Source organism: Sphingobium sp. LSP13-1-1.1 (assembly GCF_040676415.1).
In the GTDB taxonomy this organism is placed as follows: Bacteria; Pseudomonadota; Alphaproteobacteria; order Sphingomonadales; family Sphingomonadaceae; genus Sphingobium.
This window is the reverse complement of the sequence record NZ_JBEGHU010000045.1, coordinates 316,820-330,784: the sequence shown is the minus strand read 5'-3', so window position 1 is coordinate 330,784 and position 13,965 is coordinate 316,820. Positions and strand designations below refer to the sequence as shown.

Sequence of the window (13,965 nt, the reverse complement as noted above, 5' to 3'; positions counted from 1 at the left end):
CGCTGATGCGAGAGGGCAGAGGACTTCCCAAGCCGAGTCCCTCCATGCCGACCATCCTGCTCCTCACCATTTCCAACCTCTTCATGACGACAGCCTGGTATTGGCACCTGAAAGGCGGGATGAACAAACCCCTTTTCACGGTCATCCTGATCAGCTGGGGCATCGCCTTCGTCGAATATTGCTTCGCCGTACCCGCCAACCGGATCGGCTTCGCCCATGGCTGGAGCGCGGGCCAGCTCAAGATCGCGCAGGAAGCCATAGCGCTGCTGGTCTTCGGCGGATTCATGGTGACGGTGCTGGGCGAACCGCTGCACTGGCGCCATTTCGCCGCCTTCCTCTGCATCATGGCGGGGGTTGCCTTCCTGTTCGTGGGCCGCAGCTGAGTCACGCGCCGATCAGTTCGCGGCCGATGAGCATGCGACGGATTTCGTTCGTGCCCGCGCCGATGTCGAGCAACTTGGCGTCGCGCATGTACCGCTCGACCGGCCAGTCCTTGGTATAGCCAGCGCCGCCCAGCGCCTGCACCGCCTCCAGCGACACCTTCATCGCATTTTCGCTGGCCAGCATGATCGCGCCGGCGGCGTCGAAACGGGTGGTCTTGCCCATGTCGCAGGCCCGCGCCACGGCATAGACATAGGCCCGCGCCGAATTGAGCGCCACATACATGTCCGCCACCTTGGCCTGCATGAGCTGGAAGGTACCGATGGGCTGGCCGAACTGCTTGCGCTGCCGCACATAGGGCAGCACCACGTCGAGGCAGGCCTGCATGATGCCCAGCTGGATGCCGGACAGGACCGCCCGCTCATAATCCAGGCCCGACATCAGCACGCCGACGCCGCCATTGAGCGGGCCCATGATGTTTTCCTCCGGCACTTCGCAATCGTCGAAGACCAGTTCGGCCGTGGGCGATCCGCGCATGCCCATCTTGTCGATCTTCTGCCCGATGGAGAAGCCCTTGAAATCCTTTTCGATCAGGAATGCAGTGATGCCGCGCGATCCCTCGCCGGTCTTGGCGTAGACGACGAGCGTATCGGCATGGGTCGCATTGGTGATCCAGAATTTGGTCCCGTTGAGGACGTAGCGGTCGCCACGCTTCTCGGCGCGCAGCTTCATCGAGACGACGTCCGATCCCGCGCCTGCTTCCGACATGGCGAGCGAGCCGACATGTTCGCCGGAAATCAGCCTGGGCAGATAGCGGGCCTTCTGTTCCGGCGTGGCCCAGCGGCGGATCTGATTGACGCAGAGATTGGAATGCGCGCCATAGCTGAGGCCGATGGAGGCGGACGCCCGCGCCACCTCTTCCTGCGCGACGACATGTTCCAGATAACCGAGGCCAAGGCCGCCATCAGCCTCCTCCACGGTGATGCCGTGCAGGCCAAGCGCGCCCATTTCGGGCCACAGGTCGCGCGGGAACCAGTCCCTGGCATCGACTTCCGTCGCCAGAGGCGCGATGCGATCGGCAGCAAAACGCGCCGTCGTCTCGCGGATCATTTCCGCATTATCCCCCAGCGCGAAGTCGAAATCAGTCATGGCGGCTCTCCTTGCGGCGCATCCTATCGTTCACCGGCCTTCAGGAAAAATTGAAACGGTGCGGGATAGTGTATAGTTTCTGTCTATGATCGAACGCTATCTGCTGCGCTATTTCCTGGCTGTCGTGGACCAGGGCAATTTTTCCCGCGCCGCCGCGCATTGCCTGGTATCGCAACCGACGCTGTCGGTGGGCATCGCCAAGCTGGAGCAGGCGGTGGGCGCGGCGCTTTTCCTGCGCAGCAACCAGCGGGTCGAACTGACCATGGCGGGCACCAGGCTGGTGACGCATGCCCGACGGATCGAGCGCGAATTCAACCTGGCGGAGCTCGCGGGAGAAAGCAGCAAGCGGGTGCCCGTGCTACGCATCGGCCTGTTGTCGAGCATTTCAGGGGAACGGATTGCCCATGCCCTGACCGACGGCGCCCTGCCCAGCGATGGCAGGATCGAATTCATTCCGGGCAGCGAGCGCGAATTGCTGGGCCGGCTGGACGCGGAAAGGATTGACGTGGCTCTTACCCTGATCAGGCCCGGCGCGGACCGATTTCTGACGCAATCGATCATAGAGGAAGGCTATGCAGTCGCCATGGCCGATGGCCATCCGTTTGCAGGACGGACCGTTGTGGCGGCCGAGGAACTGGCGTCGGAAACGATGATCGTGCGCCGCCATTGCGAGGCGCTCTCCGCCACCAGCCGCTATTTCGTCGATCGCGGCGTCCGCCCGCATTTCGCCCTGCGATCGACCAATGACGAGCGGGTGATGCAGATGGTCGCGGCAGGCCTGGGCATCACCGTCATGCCCGAAAGCTATCGTTGGCCGGGCATGGCACAGGTCACGCTCAGGGACTTTCACGAGCGGCGAAATGTCGGATTTCTCTTTGGCGCGCGGGCCGCGGCACTACAGGGCGCGCCGATGCTCAAGGCGATCGAGGCGTCCTTGAAGGCATAGCAATGCCAGCGGCGGCCGCGCCCGCGCTGCGCGTCACCCGGCCGAACAGCACCTGGTAGACGTCATGGCCGCCCCCTTCGTCAAAGGCCGCCATCACGCGCCGGAGATCGCGCGGCGAAAGGGGCCTGCGCCCTTCGTTCGGCACCACCGCCCCGATGCCCTTGAGATGGGCGATCAAGCCCTTCGCGCCATCGCACGGCAGGGCATATTCCTCGTCAAAGGCGAAGGCGTCGTCATAAGCCGCCAGCATCGACCGCAGCCCTTGCAGCGTAGGATAATTCGGGATGGCCGCGCTCAATCCGGCGGCCTGATGCGCGGCGCGCCAGCGGGTGAAACTGCCCTGCCCCATGGTCGAGAAAAGCAGGCTTCCGCCGGGCCGCAGCAGTCCGGCCAGACGCGCAATCGCGCCCTCCAGATCGTCGAACCATTGAAAGGCCAGGCTGGAAAGGATGAGATCGAACCATTCGCCTTCGAAGATCGGCGCTTCCCCATCCATCGCCAGGAATGTGCCCGCGACCAAACCGCCCGTGGCGGCGCGGGCCAGCATGTCGGGCGACAGGTCCGTCACCACGAATTCCGCGCCGGGCCAGCGAGCCTGGATGTCGCGCGTCAGAAAACCCGTGCCGCAACCGATTTCCAATATCCGGCCGGAGCCGTCGCGCCGCTGCCGCTGCGCGAGATCGGCCACGAGCGCCGCGGCCTGCCGCTGCGGTCCGGCGTGATCATCATAATGCTCCGCAGCCGCGCCAAATGCGTCGCTTATTCGTTGCTTGCGGTGGCCGTTCATGGCTAGTCGCAATGACAGAGCCGCACTCCCTTTTCCAGCCTTTCGAGGACCGCACCGACCCATGACCGCCCCCTCCTCCCGGATTCCCGCCATGGACGTTCTGCGTGGCTGCGCGGTCATGGGAATCCTCTGGATGAACATCGCGGCCTTCGCCATGCCCGAACAGGCCTATTTCAGCCCGGCCGCCGCGGGCCGGCTGTCCACAGGCGACATCGCCTTCTGGACGGCCAGCTTCCTGTTGGTCGACGGCAAGATGCGCGCCCTGTTTTCCATGCTGTTCGGCGCGTCAATGCTGCTGCTGATCGACAGGGAGGAAATGGCCGGGCGGAACGGGGCACGCGCGCAGATAATCCGGGCTGGCTGGCTGTTCGTCTTCGGCCTCGCCCATTATCTGCTGCTGTGGTGGGGCGACATATTGATGATCTATGCGCTGGTCGGGCTGGCGGCGCTGCCCTTTGCGCGGCGGGAACCGCTGTCGCTCGTCAAATGGGCCTTTTTCTTCTTCCTGGCACATTTCCTGATCTGCGCGGGCTTCATCGGCACGCTTTACGCCTGGGGCCATGCCGCCGCGACATCCGGCGCGCCCAGCCATGTCAGCGCCGGTTTCGCCAATTTCATCGACTCGTTGTCCAATCCTGCCCATGCGGCGATTCGGAACGAATATGACGTCTATCGCGGCAGCTATGCCGGCATTGTCCTGCATCACGTCGCCCTGTTCGGTGGGCAGTGGCCTACGACCCTGCCGTTCATCGCGTTTGATACGCTGGGGTTCATGCTGCTGGGCATGGCGATGCTGAAGGGCGGCTTCCTGACCGGTCGCTGGGCGGCGGAGCAATATTGGCGAACGGCGCGCCACTGTTTTCTGATCGGGCTGATCCCGATGGCGGTGCTCGCGATATGGATCATTTCCAGCCGGTTCGCTCCGCTCACAGCGCTGGGATCGGTACTGGCCTGGTCGTTCCCCTTCCGAATCCCGCTGGCGGTCGGATGGGCGGCGCTGATCCTGTGGCTGTTCACCCGTCACCGCAGCGCAGCCCTGACCGCGAGGATCGCCGCCGTCGGCAGGCTGGCGCTCAGCAACTATCTGGGCAGCAGCCTTGTCATGTGTGCGATCTTCTATGGCTGGGGGCTGGGTCTGTTCGGCCATGTTCCGCACCATATGCTGCCGCTGTTCGTGGTGGGGGCATGGGCGATCATGCTGATCTGGTCGCCGCTCTGGCAACGGCGATTCGCCCTGGGCCCGGCGGAATGGCTATGGCGCAGCCTTGCCCGAGGGCAAACGCAAAAGATTCGCAACAGCGACTGAATTCCTATTGCGACCTATTATCATCTAAGCTATCTCCCTGTTCAGGAGATCTGCATGGTTGTCTGTGTCTGCAATGCCATCCGTGAAAAGGACCTGAAAGAGGTCGCCCGCGAAGGTTGTGCAACTCCCTGCAGCGCCTATGCCCGGCTTGGTCGCCGGCCGAAATGCGGCCAATGCGTGCCCTTCGCCCGCACAATCATCGCGGCCGAACGCGCCTCCATCTGAAGTCATTGCGAATCAAGCGCATCGGAATGACGCGAACTTGACGCAATAGCGCGGCAGAAAATGACGGATTCCCGCGGCTTTCCGGATTAACAAACGAAAGCGAAATGCTTATGATCCAGGCACTTTCCCCTACAGCCGGAGAAGAACGCCATGAAGGGCGACGCCAAGGTCATCGAATATCTCAATGAGGTTCTCAAGAACGAACTTACCGCAATCAACCAATATTTCCTCCATTATCGCATGCTCAATCATTGGGGCATCGAGAAGCTCGCCAAGTTCGAATATGAAGAATCCATCGACGAGATGAAGCATGCCGACAAGCTGGCCGAGCGGATCCTGTTCCTCGACGGCCTGCCCAATTTCCAGTTGCTCGGCCGCCTGAAGATCGGGGAAACGGTGGAGGAAATCCTGAAGGCCGACCTTGAGCTGGAATATGAAGCGCTGCCGGTGCTGAAGGATGCCATCGCCTATTGCGAATCGATCCGCGACTATGTGAGTCGCGACCTGTTCCAGCACATCCTCGAAAGCGAGGAGGAGCATGTCGATACGCTGGAAACCCAGTTCGAAATGATCGATCGCATGGGCATCCAGAACTACATCCAGTTGCAGAGCAAGGCTGCGGAGGAATAAGCACAGCGGGGCCGGCTCCTCCGGAACGCCGGCCCCGCCCATTCCGGGCATAGGTGGACAGCCCGGCCGCGCCTTCGCAAGGAAGGCTCTGGCAGCTAGAGCGGGTTTCGATCTGATTGAAGCAGATCGCCGCTCCGGATTCCTTGTTTGCCGCGATTTCTTGACCAGCGATCGGTTCCGATCGCTTGGAAATCGCTCTAGATCAGGGAATCAAGCAGGCCGATCAACGGCAGGTCCGCGGGCGGCATCTCCAGCGTATACATCTGCGCGGGCCTGATCCATTGGAGCGCGGTCGCATGCCGCGCTTCGGCCACGCCCTGCCATTTGCGGCAGACGTAAAGCAGCAGCAGCAGATGGCGATCACCGAGCGGTTCGCTGGCGAAGGTCGCAGGCGCGAGGCAGCTCGCATGGGTGCGGATCCCCAATTCCTCCTCCAACTCACGGATCAGCGCGGTTTCAGGCGCTTCCCCCGGCTCCACCTTGCCGCCAGGGAACTCCCAGAGATGCGCCATTGGCTTTCCGGGCGGACGTTGCTGCAACAGGACGCGGCCATCAGCGTCGATCAAGGCGGCGGCCACCACCAGCAATGGAGAATTTATCGTCATACTGTTCCCGCTTCAGGGGTTTGTTAACCCTGCCCCTTTTACAAGGGCGTCCGGGCTGTGTGTAAATGGGGTGCGACATGCGGGCATTATTCAAAAATTTCAGCTTCTGGAAGCTGATCTATTGCCAGCGCGGCGCCACGGCGGTGGAGTATGGGCTGATCCTTGCCCTTATCTGTCTGGCTGTCATGGGCGCAGTTTCCAACGTCGCCAACAAGACAATCGGAATGTGGAACAACGTCGCGACGGAGGTCCTGGCGCATTAACCATCTATATCTGACACCTCCTTCGCCCATTAAATCTTTATCAACCCCCTTCTTCTACATCAGTCCAAGCTGACCTTCATCTCAAGCGGGGGGCGGCCGGGTAGTTAAACGTGGAATTTAATTCAAGGAGACTTCCAATGCAGTTCATCCGCAAGATGCTGAAGAACGAAAAGGGCGCCACCGCCATCGAATACGGCCTGATCGCCGCTCTCATCGCTGTCGCTGCCATTGGCGCGATGACCAGCCTGGGCGGCAAGCTGACCAACACCTTCACCAAAGTTTCGAACAACATGAACTAAGTTCAGCTTGGTCGATAAAAAAGGGCGGCGGAAGCAATTCCGTCGCCCTTTTTCATTGCGTTCGTCCTTACCAGCTAACGATCTTCACCCGCTGTCCCGGACGCAGGACGCTGTTCGCCGTCAGGGCATTGATCGTCAGGAACCGGTCCAGCGGATAATCCGTATAAGCCATGCGCTTTGCCAGGGACTGGACAGTATCCCCTGACTTTACCGTTACAACCTCGACCCGACGCGGCTTGATCGCCGCGGCATCCTGGGCTGAAAGACGCTGCACTGACTGCACCATGCTGGAAAAGGGGCCAATCCCCTGTCCCGCCGCCGTCAGCAGCAGGAAGTGATAGGCCTTCCCGCCACCGAAATCATAAGCGAAAACGGTCGCATCGACCTGGCTGGACTGGGTGCTGGCGCGGATCGTTCGCCAGGCCGCCGGAAGGCCATTGACCGTAACGCGCCGTACCTCCCCAGCGGGAACACCGCCGACGCCCCCGCCCAGCTTTGCAAACACCGAATCGATATAGGCGGACAGATCGCCGGAATAAGGGGCGGCGCTGAACTGCGCCTGGCCACCCGATCCCACGACGCTGACGGCACTCGCGCCATTTTCCATGCCGAATCCCGATGGTGCGGTGAAGCTCACCCTCAGATCAGGATGGCGGAAACGGCTGCCCTCGATCACGCCCTGTTTGGGATCATCGCCATAGAGAACGCCATTGAGCGCGTTCAGGAATGCATCACGGTTCCGGACCGTGCTGGTGGACCCGCTGCTGGCTGCATTGCGCGAAGCGCGGCCGACGCGCGAGGCGGGATCCGGATGGGTGCTTGCCCATTCCGGCACCGATCGGGAACTGCCCGCAAACCGGGCGTCCAGGCTGCTTTGCGCGGCGAGCGACGCCAGCATGGATGACAGGGCCCTTGGATCATAACCGCCCGAGGCCAGATAGCGTATGCCCAGGTCGTCCGCCTCATATTCCTGGCTGCGCGAGAATTTGAGCGTCAGCAGCTGACTGCCTTGCCCAATTCCCTTCTGCAACAGGCCGGTAAACGCCGAATCGCCCAGCAAAGCGCCGGTCAGTACCTGCAACAGGGTGCCGCCAATGGCATTGCGCTGCGCCGCCTGCTGTCGCCTCTGACCATGCTGGGCCGCGACATGGCCGATCTCATGGCCCAGCACGCCGGCCAGTTCCGCCTCATCGTTCATCAGCGCCATGAGCTGGCGCGTCACATAGACATAGCCGCCGGGAATGGCGAAGGCGTTGTTCACCGGCGAATTGAGCAGGGTGACGGTGAAGTCCCCCTGCGCATTGGACAGGCCGGACTGGACCGCGATGCGTCGTCCCACGCCCTCCACATATTTCACCTGCGGCCCGGCATAGGCGCCGCCAAATTCGTTGAGAAGCTGCGGATGCTGCTTGGCGCCCGCTTCCTTTTCCTGCGGACTGATCGACGAAACCGTCCGAATCGCGCGCTGCTGTCCTTCCGCCGACGGCGCAGCCGCCAGGACGATCAGGCCCAGCCCGGCGACAGCCAGAGATGATCTTCGTTCCACGGCCTTTCCTGCTCCCCTGTTACCTTCGCGTAACGAGCAATAGCAGGCGGATGTTCCCCGAAACAGAGGATCGCGCCGTCAGACGCCGATGGCCAGAAACTTGTCGGCGCGATCGGTACGCAGCGCGTCGGCACCAAGACCGGATAGCGAATCCAGCTCCTCCCCGATCGCGGCGCCCAGATTGGCGATCGCCTGCACCGGCTCCCGATGGGCGCCGCCGACTGGTTCCGGCACGATGCGGTCGATGACGCCCAGCGCCTTCAGATGCTGCGCCGTCACCTGCATGGCAGTTGCGGCATCGCTCGCCCTTTCGGCGGTGCGCCAGAGGATGGAGGCGCAGCCTTCGGGCGAGATCACCGAATAGACCGCATGTTCGAACATCAGCACGCGATTGGCAGCCGCCAGCGCCACCGCACCGCCGGAGCCGCCCTCGCCCACCACGGCGGCCACCATCGGCACGCCCATCGCCAGGCATTGCTCCGTCGAACGGGCGATCGCCTCCGCCTGTCCGCGTTCCTCCGCCTGCACGCCGGGGAAAGCGCCCGACGTATCGACCAGCGTCACCACCGGCAGGCCGAAGCGGTCGGCAAGCTGCATCAGGCGGATCGCCTTTCGATAGCCCTCGGGCTTCGCCATGCCGAAATTATGGCGGACGCGGCTTGCCGTATCATCGCCCTTCTCATGGCCGATCACCACCACGCGCCGCTCGTCCAGCGTCGCGAAACCACCGATGATCGCCTGATCGTCGGCAAAGGCCCGGTCGCCGGCCAAGGGCATGAAATTGTCGAACATGCCCGCGACATAATCCTTGAAATGCGGACGTTCGGGATGGCGAGCAACCTGCGTCTTCTGCCAGGGTGACAGCCTGGCATAGGTATCGACCAGCATTTTCGAGGCGCGCTGCTCCAGCTTGTCGATCTCGCCGCTGATGTCGATGTCGCCCGCATTGGCGGTCGCGCGCAATTCGATGATGCGCGCTTCCAGTTCGGCAATCGGCTTTTCGAATTCGAGAAAACTAACCATGGCGCATGGCGTTAGGACGCAGATGCTTCGCCGTCAACGCGGCGATGCGTCATGGAAGCAAGCGGATGGCGGCTGTTGACCAGTTCGACCAGCCTGCGGCTGTCGACATGGGTGTAGATTTGCGTCGTGCCGATATCGGCATGGCCCAGCATGGACTGCAGCGCGCGCAGGTCTGCCCCACCCTCCAGCAGATGCGTGGCGAAGGCATGGCGCAGCACATGGGGGCTGACCCGCTCCGGCGTGATGCCGGCAGCGGCGGCCAGGGCCTTCACCATCTGATAAAGACGAATCCGGCTGACATGGCTCTTGCCCGAAGGGAAAAGCCAGGGACTGTCGGCCGGCACATGGAGCAACCAGGCCGCCACGGCGGCACGGGCCCGGTCGGAGATCGGCACCAGCCGTTCGCGCGCGCCCTTGCCCTTCAGGATCAGGAACGGGCGATCCGACGCCAGGGCGCGGCGCGGCAGCGACACCAGTTCCGTCGCCCGAAGCCCCGATCCGTAAAGCAGTTCGATCAGCGCCGACAGCCGCAGATCCAGTGGCGCAGGATGATCGACGACCAGCTTCGCCGCGATCAGTGCGAACAGGGACTCGACCTCCTGGGTCGAAAGGATCCGGGGCAGGGGCCGACGGGTCACGGGACGCGGCAGGGCGGCGGACGGATTGTCGGCGCGCAGCCCCTCCTCCTCCAGAAAGGCGTAGAAGGCGCGCAGGGCGGAAGATTTCCGGGCGACCGAAGAGGCCGCCAATGCCGCCCAGGCTGTGGCCAGTTCCGCCAGGCCATCCTTGGTCGCGACCACCAGACCGCCGACAAGGTCCGCCGCGCCCTGCAGATCGGCCCGATAGGCCAGCAACGTATTGCGCGACGCACCCCGTTCGGCCGCCATCATCTCCAGAAAGCGGTCGATAAGCGCGGCATCCTCTCCCATCAGAGTCGCGTCATCGCCTCCGCGGCGATCATCCGCGCTTCGGGATCGAGGCCGACGCGGTGCAGCGCCCCGACAATATGGTAGAGGTGGAAGGCCGGCAGGCGGTTCCAGTCGGCGGTCTGCATGCCGACCGCCGCCAACAGCGCGACGCTGCCCTTCTCGCCACGGGCAGCCGCGGCGTCGATCGCGCGCGACCAGCGGCTGGCGGCAGCCAGATTGAAACCATGATCCTGCGCCAGCGACGCGCTGTCCTGCGCATTGAGCCGCGCAAGTCCAGCCAGCGACGCTATCAGCATCTGGGCCTTGCGCGGATCGGCATCCTTGGCGAAGGAGGAAACCCGTCCCGCACCGATCTCCACCACCGCACTCGGCGCGCCGACCGCCAGCAGGGCCCAAAGGTCCGCCGCGCCGTCCCCGTCCGCCTGCGCCGCGAGCCGCGACCATTGCGCCGCGCTGCGATCATAACCGGCGGTGAACATCGCGGCGACCAGATTGGCCGCATCGCGCGCGCTCAGCTCTGAAACCGGCAACGCCGCGGCCGCACGCGCCGTCGCGATCAATCCGACGAAATCCGGCCGCGCCTCATTCTGCCAGAGCGTCCGCATGGCCTGCAGCCGCTCGTCAGCCCCCGCGCCGGCATAGGCTGCACGCAACGCATCCACCCGATCGGCCGCTTTGGCGGGCACGTCACCATCGGACTGCAACTGGCCGTAGAAATCGACCAGCGCCTGCGAGGAAAAGACGCCGAGCCGCGCCGCCACCTCCGCTCCCGGCAGGCGGCGAACGGCGGACAAAGCAGGCGCGCGCGCTTCCCAGGCGCGGACATGCGCACCCGCCGTGGCATAGAGATCATCGGGTATCTCGACATTGAGCGCCGTCGCCAGACCGAAGCGCCAAGCCGTCAGCCGGTCCACCCCGTCCCATTCGATCTTTACTGACCGGCGGGCGTTGAATCCCGCGCCGACGACCTTTTCCGCCAGCCGATAGTCGATGCCGCGCACCATGCCGCGCCGCTGCTCCTGATTGAGCGCGCCGCTGGCCGTTCCCTGATCCCCCGACAAGGCCGGGCAGATCGCCCGCGTCATGTCCCAGCCAGGCTCCTTGCTGAACCGCAGCGCGCCCGCCGACAGCGGGCAAAGGCCCGCCGGATCGGCCGTCGCCAGATAGGTCTGCATGGCGATGGCGTAGAGGCGCGGGGTGAAACGGTCGGAATCAACGCTCTGCACCAGCAGGCGGGCACTGTCCGCCTCCCCCATGCGCAGCAGCAGCCAGGCGCGCTCGGCCACCCAGTCCGCGCCATCGATGTCGCGCGGCGTATCGGTCGCCGACAGCAGCGCCCGGCGCAGCAGGATCGACGCCCAGCGCGATGTGATCGGCGCGCGCGTTTCCTTCATCAACGTCGCCAGGAACCAGCCCGATTGCGCGCCAAAGGCATTGGGCGCCAGTCCCAACCGGCCGGGCGTCAGCGGCCCTATGCGGTCGAGCGAACGATGCGCGTTTTCAGGCAGGTCATATTTCTGCTTTTCGGCGGAGAGCTCCTCCTCGCTCATCGGTTCCGTCGCATTGTCGCCCGCCTCTTGGACGGTGAAGCCGGGCGGCAATATGGGCACCACGGAGGGCGAACCGGCAGGCGCCGCCGGGGTGCCCGGTGCGGGGCGCGGCGGCGGCGCAACGGGTGGCGGCGCCGCGGGCGCATCGCCAAAGCCGGGCGGCAGGAGCGATTCGGGCGTCTCCTGCGCCACCACAGGCAGCGCCAGCGCCAGCGCCAGCGTGCCCAGCGCCCATTTCGCGTTCACCCGCCGCTGCCGCATGCCGTTTACCGGCCCAGCTTTTCGGCAGGAATGACCTTTTCCACGCGAGCCTGCGGCTTTTCGCCGCCGCGCGACCAGAGCAGGGCGATGATCCCCGCCAGCACGAGGACCGCAATGATGGGAATGATCGGCAGGGACGTCTTGCGGCGCCGGGAACTGCCCTCAAAATTGCTGTAGGAACGATTGCGCTTCATGAGTCCTGTTCTGGCTGGCTATTCTGGCTGGGCCAAAGCTGAAGGAAAGTTGCGATTTGCCTTGTCGACGCGGGGATGTATAGCCCCGCTCGCCATGCAGCGAAACAGCAAATCCGCCGATGCGCAAGCGAAGCGCGGCCCCATCGTCCTGGTGGGCATGATGGGCGTTGGCAAATCGACCGTCGGCCGGCGGCTGGCGGCGCGGCTCGGCCTGGGTTTCGTCGATGCCGACGAGGAGATCGAAAAAGCGGCGGGCATGACGATCACCGAAATGTTCGAACGTTATGGCGAGGACTATTTCCGCGACGGCGAACGGCGGGTGATCGCCCGCCTGATGGACGGCGAGCCCAAGGTGATCGCGACCGGCGGCGGCGCCTTCATGCAGGAAGAGACGCGGGCGCTGATCCTGGATCATGCGCTGGCGATCTGGTTGAACGCCGACATCGACACGCTGGTGGACCGGGTGTCGCGACGGGAGGGGCGTCCGCTGCTGAAGGGCAAGGATCCGCGCGTGGTGCTGACTGAGCTCGCGGCCATACGCAATCCGGTCTACGCGCTCTGCCCCATTCATGTGAAAAGCGCCGCCGCGCCGCATGACGTGGCAGTCGACAGCATCATGGAGCAGCTTTCCCAATGGCCATAGTCCGCGTCGCGCTCGATTCGCGCAGCTACGACATTCTGATCGAACAAGGTGCGCTGGACCGGGCGGGGACGCATCTTGCGGGCTATGCGCGCAAGGGACGGCTGGTCGTCGTCACCGACGCAAATGTCGCCGCCACGCAGCTCCCCCGCCTGGAAGCGAGCCTGCGCGCCGCCAATGTCGCGGTGGAACCCATCATCCTGCCGCCGGGCGAGCAGACCAAGAGCTGGCGCCACCTGGAAGAACTGCTCGACGCGCTGCTGGCACTGGAGATCGAGCGCGGCGACCATGTAGTGGCGCTGGGGGGCGGCGTGATCGGAGACCTGGTGGGCTTTGCCGCCTCGATCCTGAAGCGCGGCTGCCATTTCATCCAGGTGCCGACGACGTTGCTGGCGCAGGTGGACAGTTCCGTCGGCGGCAAGACCGCGATCAACGCGAAGGCGGGCAAGAATCTGGTGGGCAGCTTCTACCAGCCCTCGCTGGTGCTGATCGATCCATCGACGCTCGACACGCTGCCCGCGCGCGAAACGCGGGCCGGCTATGCCGAGGTGGTGAAATATGGCCTGATCGACGATCCCGTCTTTTTCGCCTGGTGCGAGACGGAAGGACATAAGCTGCTGTCCGGCGACGTCCAGGCGCGCGAATATGCCATAGAGCGCAGCGTGACCGCCAAGGCGGCCATTGTGGCCGACGATGAGCGGGAGACGTCCGGAAGGCGGGCCTTGCTGAACCTAGGCCATACTTTCGGCCATGCGCTGGAGGCGGATACCGGCTTTTCCGATCTTCTGCTCCATGGCGAGGCTGTTGCGGCGGGAACCGCCCTTGCGTTCCGTTATTCGGCGCGGCTCGGCCTCTGCACGGTCGAAGATGCAGAGCGGGTGACCGCGCATCTGAAGGCCGTCGGCCTGCCGCACGATCTGGCCAGCGCGCATGTGAAGGCGAACGGCGCGGCGCTTGTCGCATATATGCTGCACGACAAGAAAATGGCGGCAGGCACCCTCTCCTTCCTGCTGGCGCGGGGAATCGGGCAGACCTTTCTGTCGAAGGATGTCGTGCTGGACGATGTGGCTGCGTTTCTGGATCAGGATCGCGCGGCCGAGGTTTGACACCAAGGCAGGAATGAAGGTCAGGGTTGTATCCGGGGACACAGCCCAATTTAAGTGCTCAGCAAGCTGTTGTCAGGCCAAACAATCTCATATCCCGGCGCATCTTCTTCCGGTGGCATGAATTT

At 64.0% G+C, this 13,965-nt stretch carries 17 protein-coding genes; 9 read left to right on the top strand and 8 right to left on the bottom strand.

Annotation, left to right across the window (positions count from 1 at the left end):
• The first annotated feature begins 44 nt into the window (after positions 1 to 44).
• Positions 45 to 383 carry a DMT family protein gene (locus tag MRBLSP13_RS18760; RefSeq protein ID WP_363737159.1) on the top strand — a complete coding sequence of 113 codons (339 nt, stop codon included), beginning with the start codon at positions 45 to 47 and terminating at the stop codon, positions 381 to 383.
• A gap of 1 nt (position 384) precedes the next feature.
• Here MRBLSP13_RS18760 and MRBLSP13_RS18755 read toward each other — a convergent pair whose 3' ends face one another.
• Positions 385 to 1,530 carry an isovaleryl-CoA dehydrogenase gene (locus MRBLSP13_RS18755; protein WP_363756002.1) on the bottom strand — a complete coding sequence of 382 codons (1,146 nt, stop codon included), beginning with the start codon at positions 1,528 to 1,530 and terminating at the stop codon, positions 385 to 387.
• Between the two features lie 85 nt (positions 1,531 to 1,615).
• Between MRBLSP13_RS18755 and MRBLSP13_RS18750 the strand changes: the two genes are divergently transcribed.
• Complete coding sequence (locus MRBLSP13_RS18750; protein ID WP_363756000.1) at positions 1,616 to 2,476, top strand: LysR family transcriptional regulator; 861 nt, start codon at positions 1,616 to 1,618, stop codon at positions 2,474 to 2,476.
• Here the strand turns inward: MRBLSP13_RS18750 and MRBLSP13_RS18745 are convergent.
• Positions 2,445 to 3,263: a methyltransferase domain-containing protein gene (locus tag MRBLSP13_RS18745; protein ID WP_363755998.1), complete on the bottom strand. Its 819-nt coding sequence runs from the start codon at positions 3,261 to 3,263 to the stop codon at positions 2,445 to 2,447. The genes MRBLSP13_RS18750 and MRBLSP13_RS18745 overlap by 32 nt on opposite strands.
• A 61-nt stretch (positions 3,264 to 3,324) precedes the next feature.
• Between MRBLSP13_RS18745 and MRBLSP13_RS18740 the strand changes: the two genes are divergently transcribed.
• From MRBLSP13_RS18740 to bfr, 3 genes are all read left to right on the top strand, one after another.
• Entirely contained in the window at positions 3,325 to 4,569 is a 1,245-nt protein-coding gene (locus tag MRBLSP13_RS18740; RefSeq protein WP_363755996.1) for a DUF418 domain-containing protein, read from the top strand.
• A gap of 54 nt (positions 4,570 to 4,623) precedes the next feature.
• Entirely contained in the window at positions 4,624 to 4,794 is a 171-nt protein-coding gene (locus tag MRBLSP13_RS18735; RefSeq protein WP_025547882.1) for a (2Fe-2S)-binding protein, read from the top strand.
• A 150-nt stretch (positions 4,795 to 4,944) separates the two neighbouring features.
• Positions 4,945 to 5,424 (top strand): bacterioferritin, encoded by a 480-nt coding sequence (gene bfr / locus MRBLSP13_RS18730; protein ID WP_013847267.1) that lies wholly within the window; start codon positions 4,945 to 4,947, stop codon positions 5,422 to 5,424.
• Positions 5,425 to 5,621: 197 nt separating this feature from the next.
• Here the strand turns inward: bfr and MRBLSP13_RS18725 are convergent, their stop codons facing one another.
• Positions 5,622 to 6,029 carry a (deoxy)nucleoside triphosphate pyrophosphohydrolase gene (locus MRBLSP13_RS18725; RefSeq protein WP_363755994.1) on the bottom strand — a complete coding sequence of 136 codons (408 nt, stop codon included), beginning with the start codon at positions 6,027 to 6,029 and terminating at the stop codon, positions 5,622 to 5,624.
• Between the two features lie 77 nt (positions 6,030 to 6,106).
• On the opposite strand from MRBLSP13_RS18725, the gene MRBLSP13_RS18720 reads away from it, so the two are divergent.
• Together MRBLSP13_RS18720 and MRBLSP13_RS18715 are read left to right on the top strand one after the other, a co-directional pair.
• Positions 6,107 to 6,292 carry a Flp family type IVb pilin gene (locus tag MRBLSP13_RS18720; RefSeq protein WP_363737165.1) on the top strand — a complete coding sequence of 62 codons (186 nt, stop codon included), beginning with the start codon at positions 6,107 to 6,109 and terminating at the stop codon, positions 6,290 to 6,292.
• A 137-nt stretch (positions 6,293 to 6,429) separates the two neighbouring features.
• Positions 6,430 to 6,591, top strand: a complete 162-nt coding sequence (locus MRBLSP13_RS18715; protein ID WP_363737166.1) for a Flp family type IVb pilin — start codon at positions 6,430 to 6,432, stop codon at positions 6,589 to 6,591.
• 67 nt (positions 6,592 to 6,658) lie between these two features.
• Here the strand turns inward: MRBLSP13_RS18715 and MRBLSP13_RS18710 are convergent, their stop codons facing one another.
• The 5 genes from MRBLSP13_RS18710 to MRBLSP13_RS18690 all read right to left on the bottom strand — a co-directional run bounded on the left by MRBLSP13_RS18710 (position 6,659) and on the right by MRBLSP13_RS18690 (position 12,094).
• Positions 6,659 to 8,137: a M48 family metalloprotease gene (locus tag MRBLSP13_RS18710; protein ID WP_363755992.1), complete on the bottom strand. Its 1,479-nt coding sequence runs from the start codon at positions 8,135 to 8,137 to the stop codon at positions 6,659 to 6,661.
• A gap of 78 nt (positions 8,138 to 8,215) precedes the next feature.
• Entirely contained in the window at positions 8,216 to 9,160 is a 945-nt protein-coding gene (locus MRBLSP13_RS18705) for an acetyl-CoA carboxylase carboxyltransferase subunit alpha (protein WP_363737168.1), read from the bottom strand.
• A gap of 11 nt (positions 9,161 to 9,171) precedes the next feature.
• Positions 9,172 to 10,089, bottom strand: a complete 918-nt coding sequence (locus tag MRBLSP13_RS18700; protein WP_363755990.1) for a tyrosine recombinase — start codon at positions 10,087 to 10,089, stop codon at positions 9,172 to 9,174.
• Positions 10,089 to 11,900, bottom strand: coding sequence for a hypothetical protein (locus MRBLSP13_RS18695; RefSeq protein ID WP_363755988.1), 1,812 nt, complete (start codon positions 11,898 to 11,900; stop codon positions 10,089 to 10,091). Before MRBLSP13_RS18695 ends, MRBLSP13_RS18700 begins: the two co-directional genes overlap by 1 nt.
• Before the next feature lie 5 nt (positions 11,901 to 11,905).
• Complete coding sequence (locus tag MRBLSP13_RS18690) at positions 11,906 to 12,094, bottom strand: hypothetical protein (RefSeq protein ID WP_363737171.1); 189 nt, start codon at positions 12,092 to 12,094, stop codon at positions 11,906 to 11,908.
• A gap of 94 nt (positions 12,095 to 12,188) precedes the next feature.
• Here MRBLSP13_RS18690 and MRBLSP13_RS18685 point away from each other — a divergent pair, with 94 nt between their 5' ends.
• Both MRBLSP13_RS18685 and aroB read left to right on the top strand, forming a co-directional pair.
• Complete coding sequence (locus tag MRBLSP13_RS18685; protein ID WP_363737172.1) at positions 12,189 to 12,737, top strand: shikimate kinase; 549 nt, start codon at positions 12,189 to 12,191, stop codon at positions 12,735 to 12,737.
• Positions 12,728 to 13,840, top strand: coding sequence for a 3-dehydroquinate synthase (gene aroB, locus MRBLSP13_RS18680; RefSeq protein ID WP_363737173.1), 1,113 nt, complete (start codon positions 12,728 to 12,730; stop codon positions 13,838 to 13,840). The genes MRBLSP13_RS18685 and aroB overlap by 10 nt, the downstream gene beginning before the upstream one ends.
• Positions 13,841 to 13,965 lie beyond the last annotated feature (125 nt).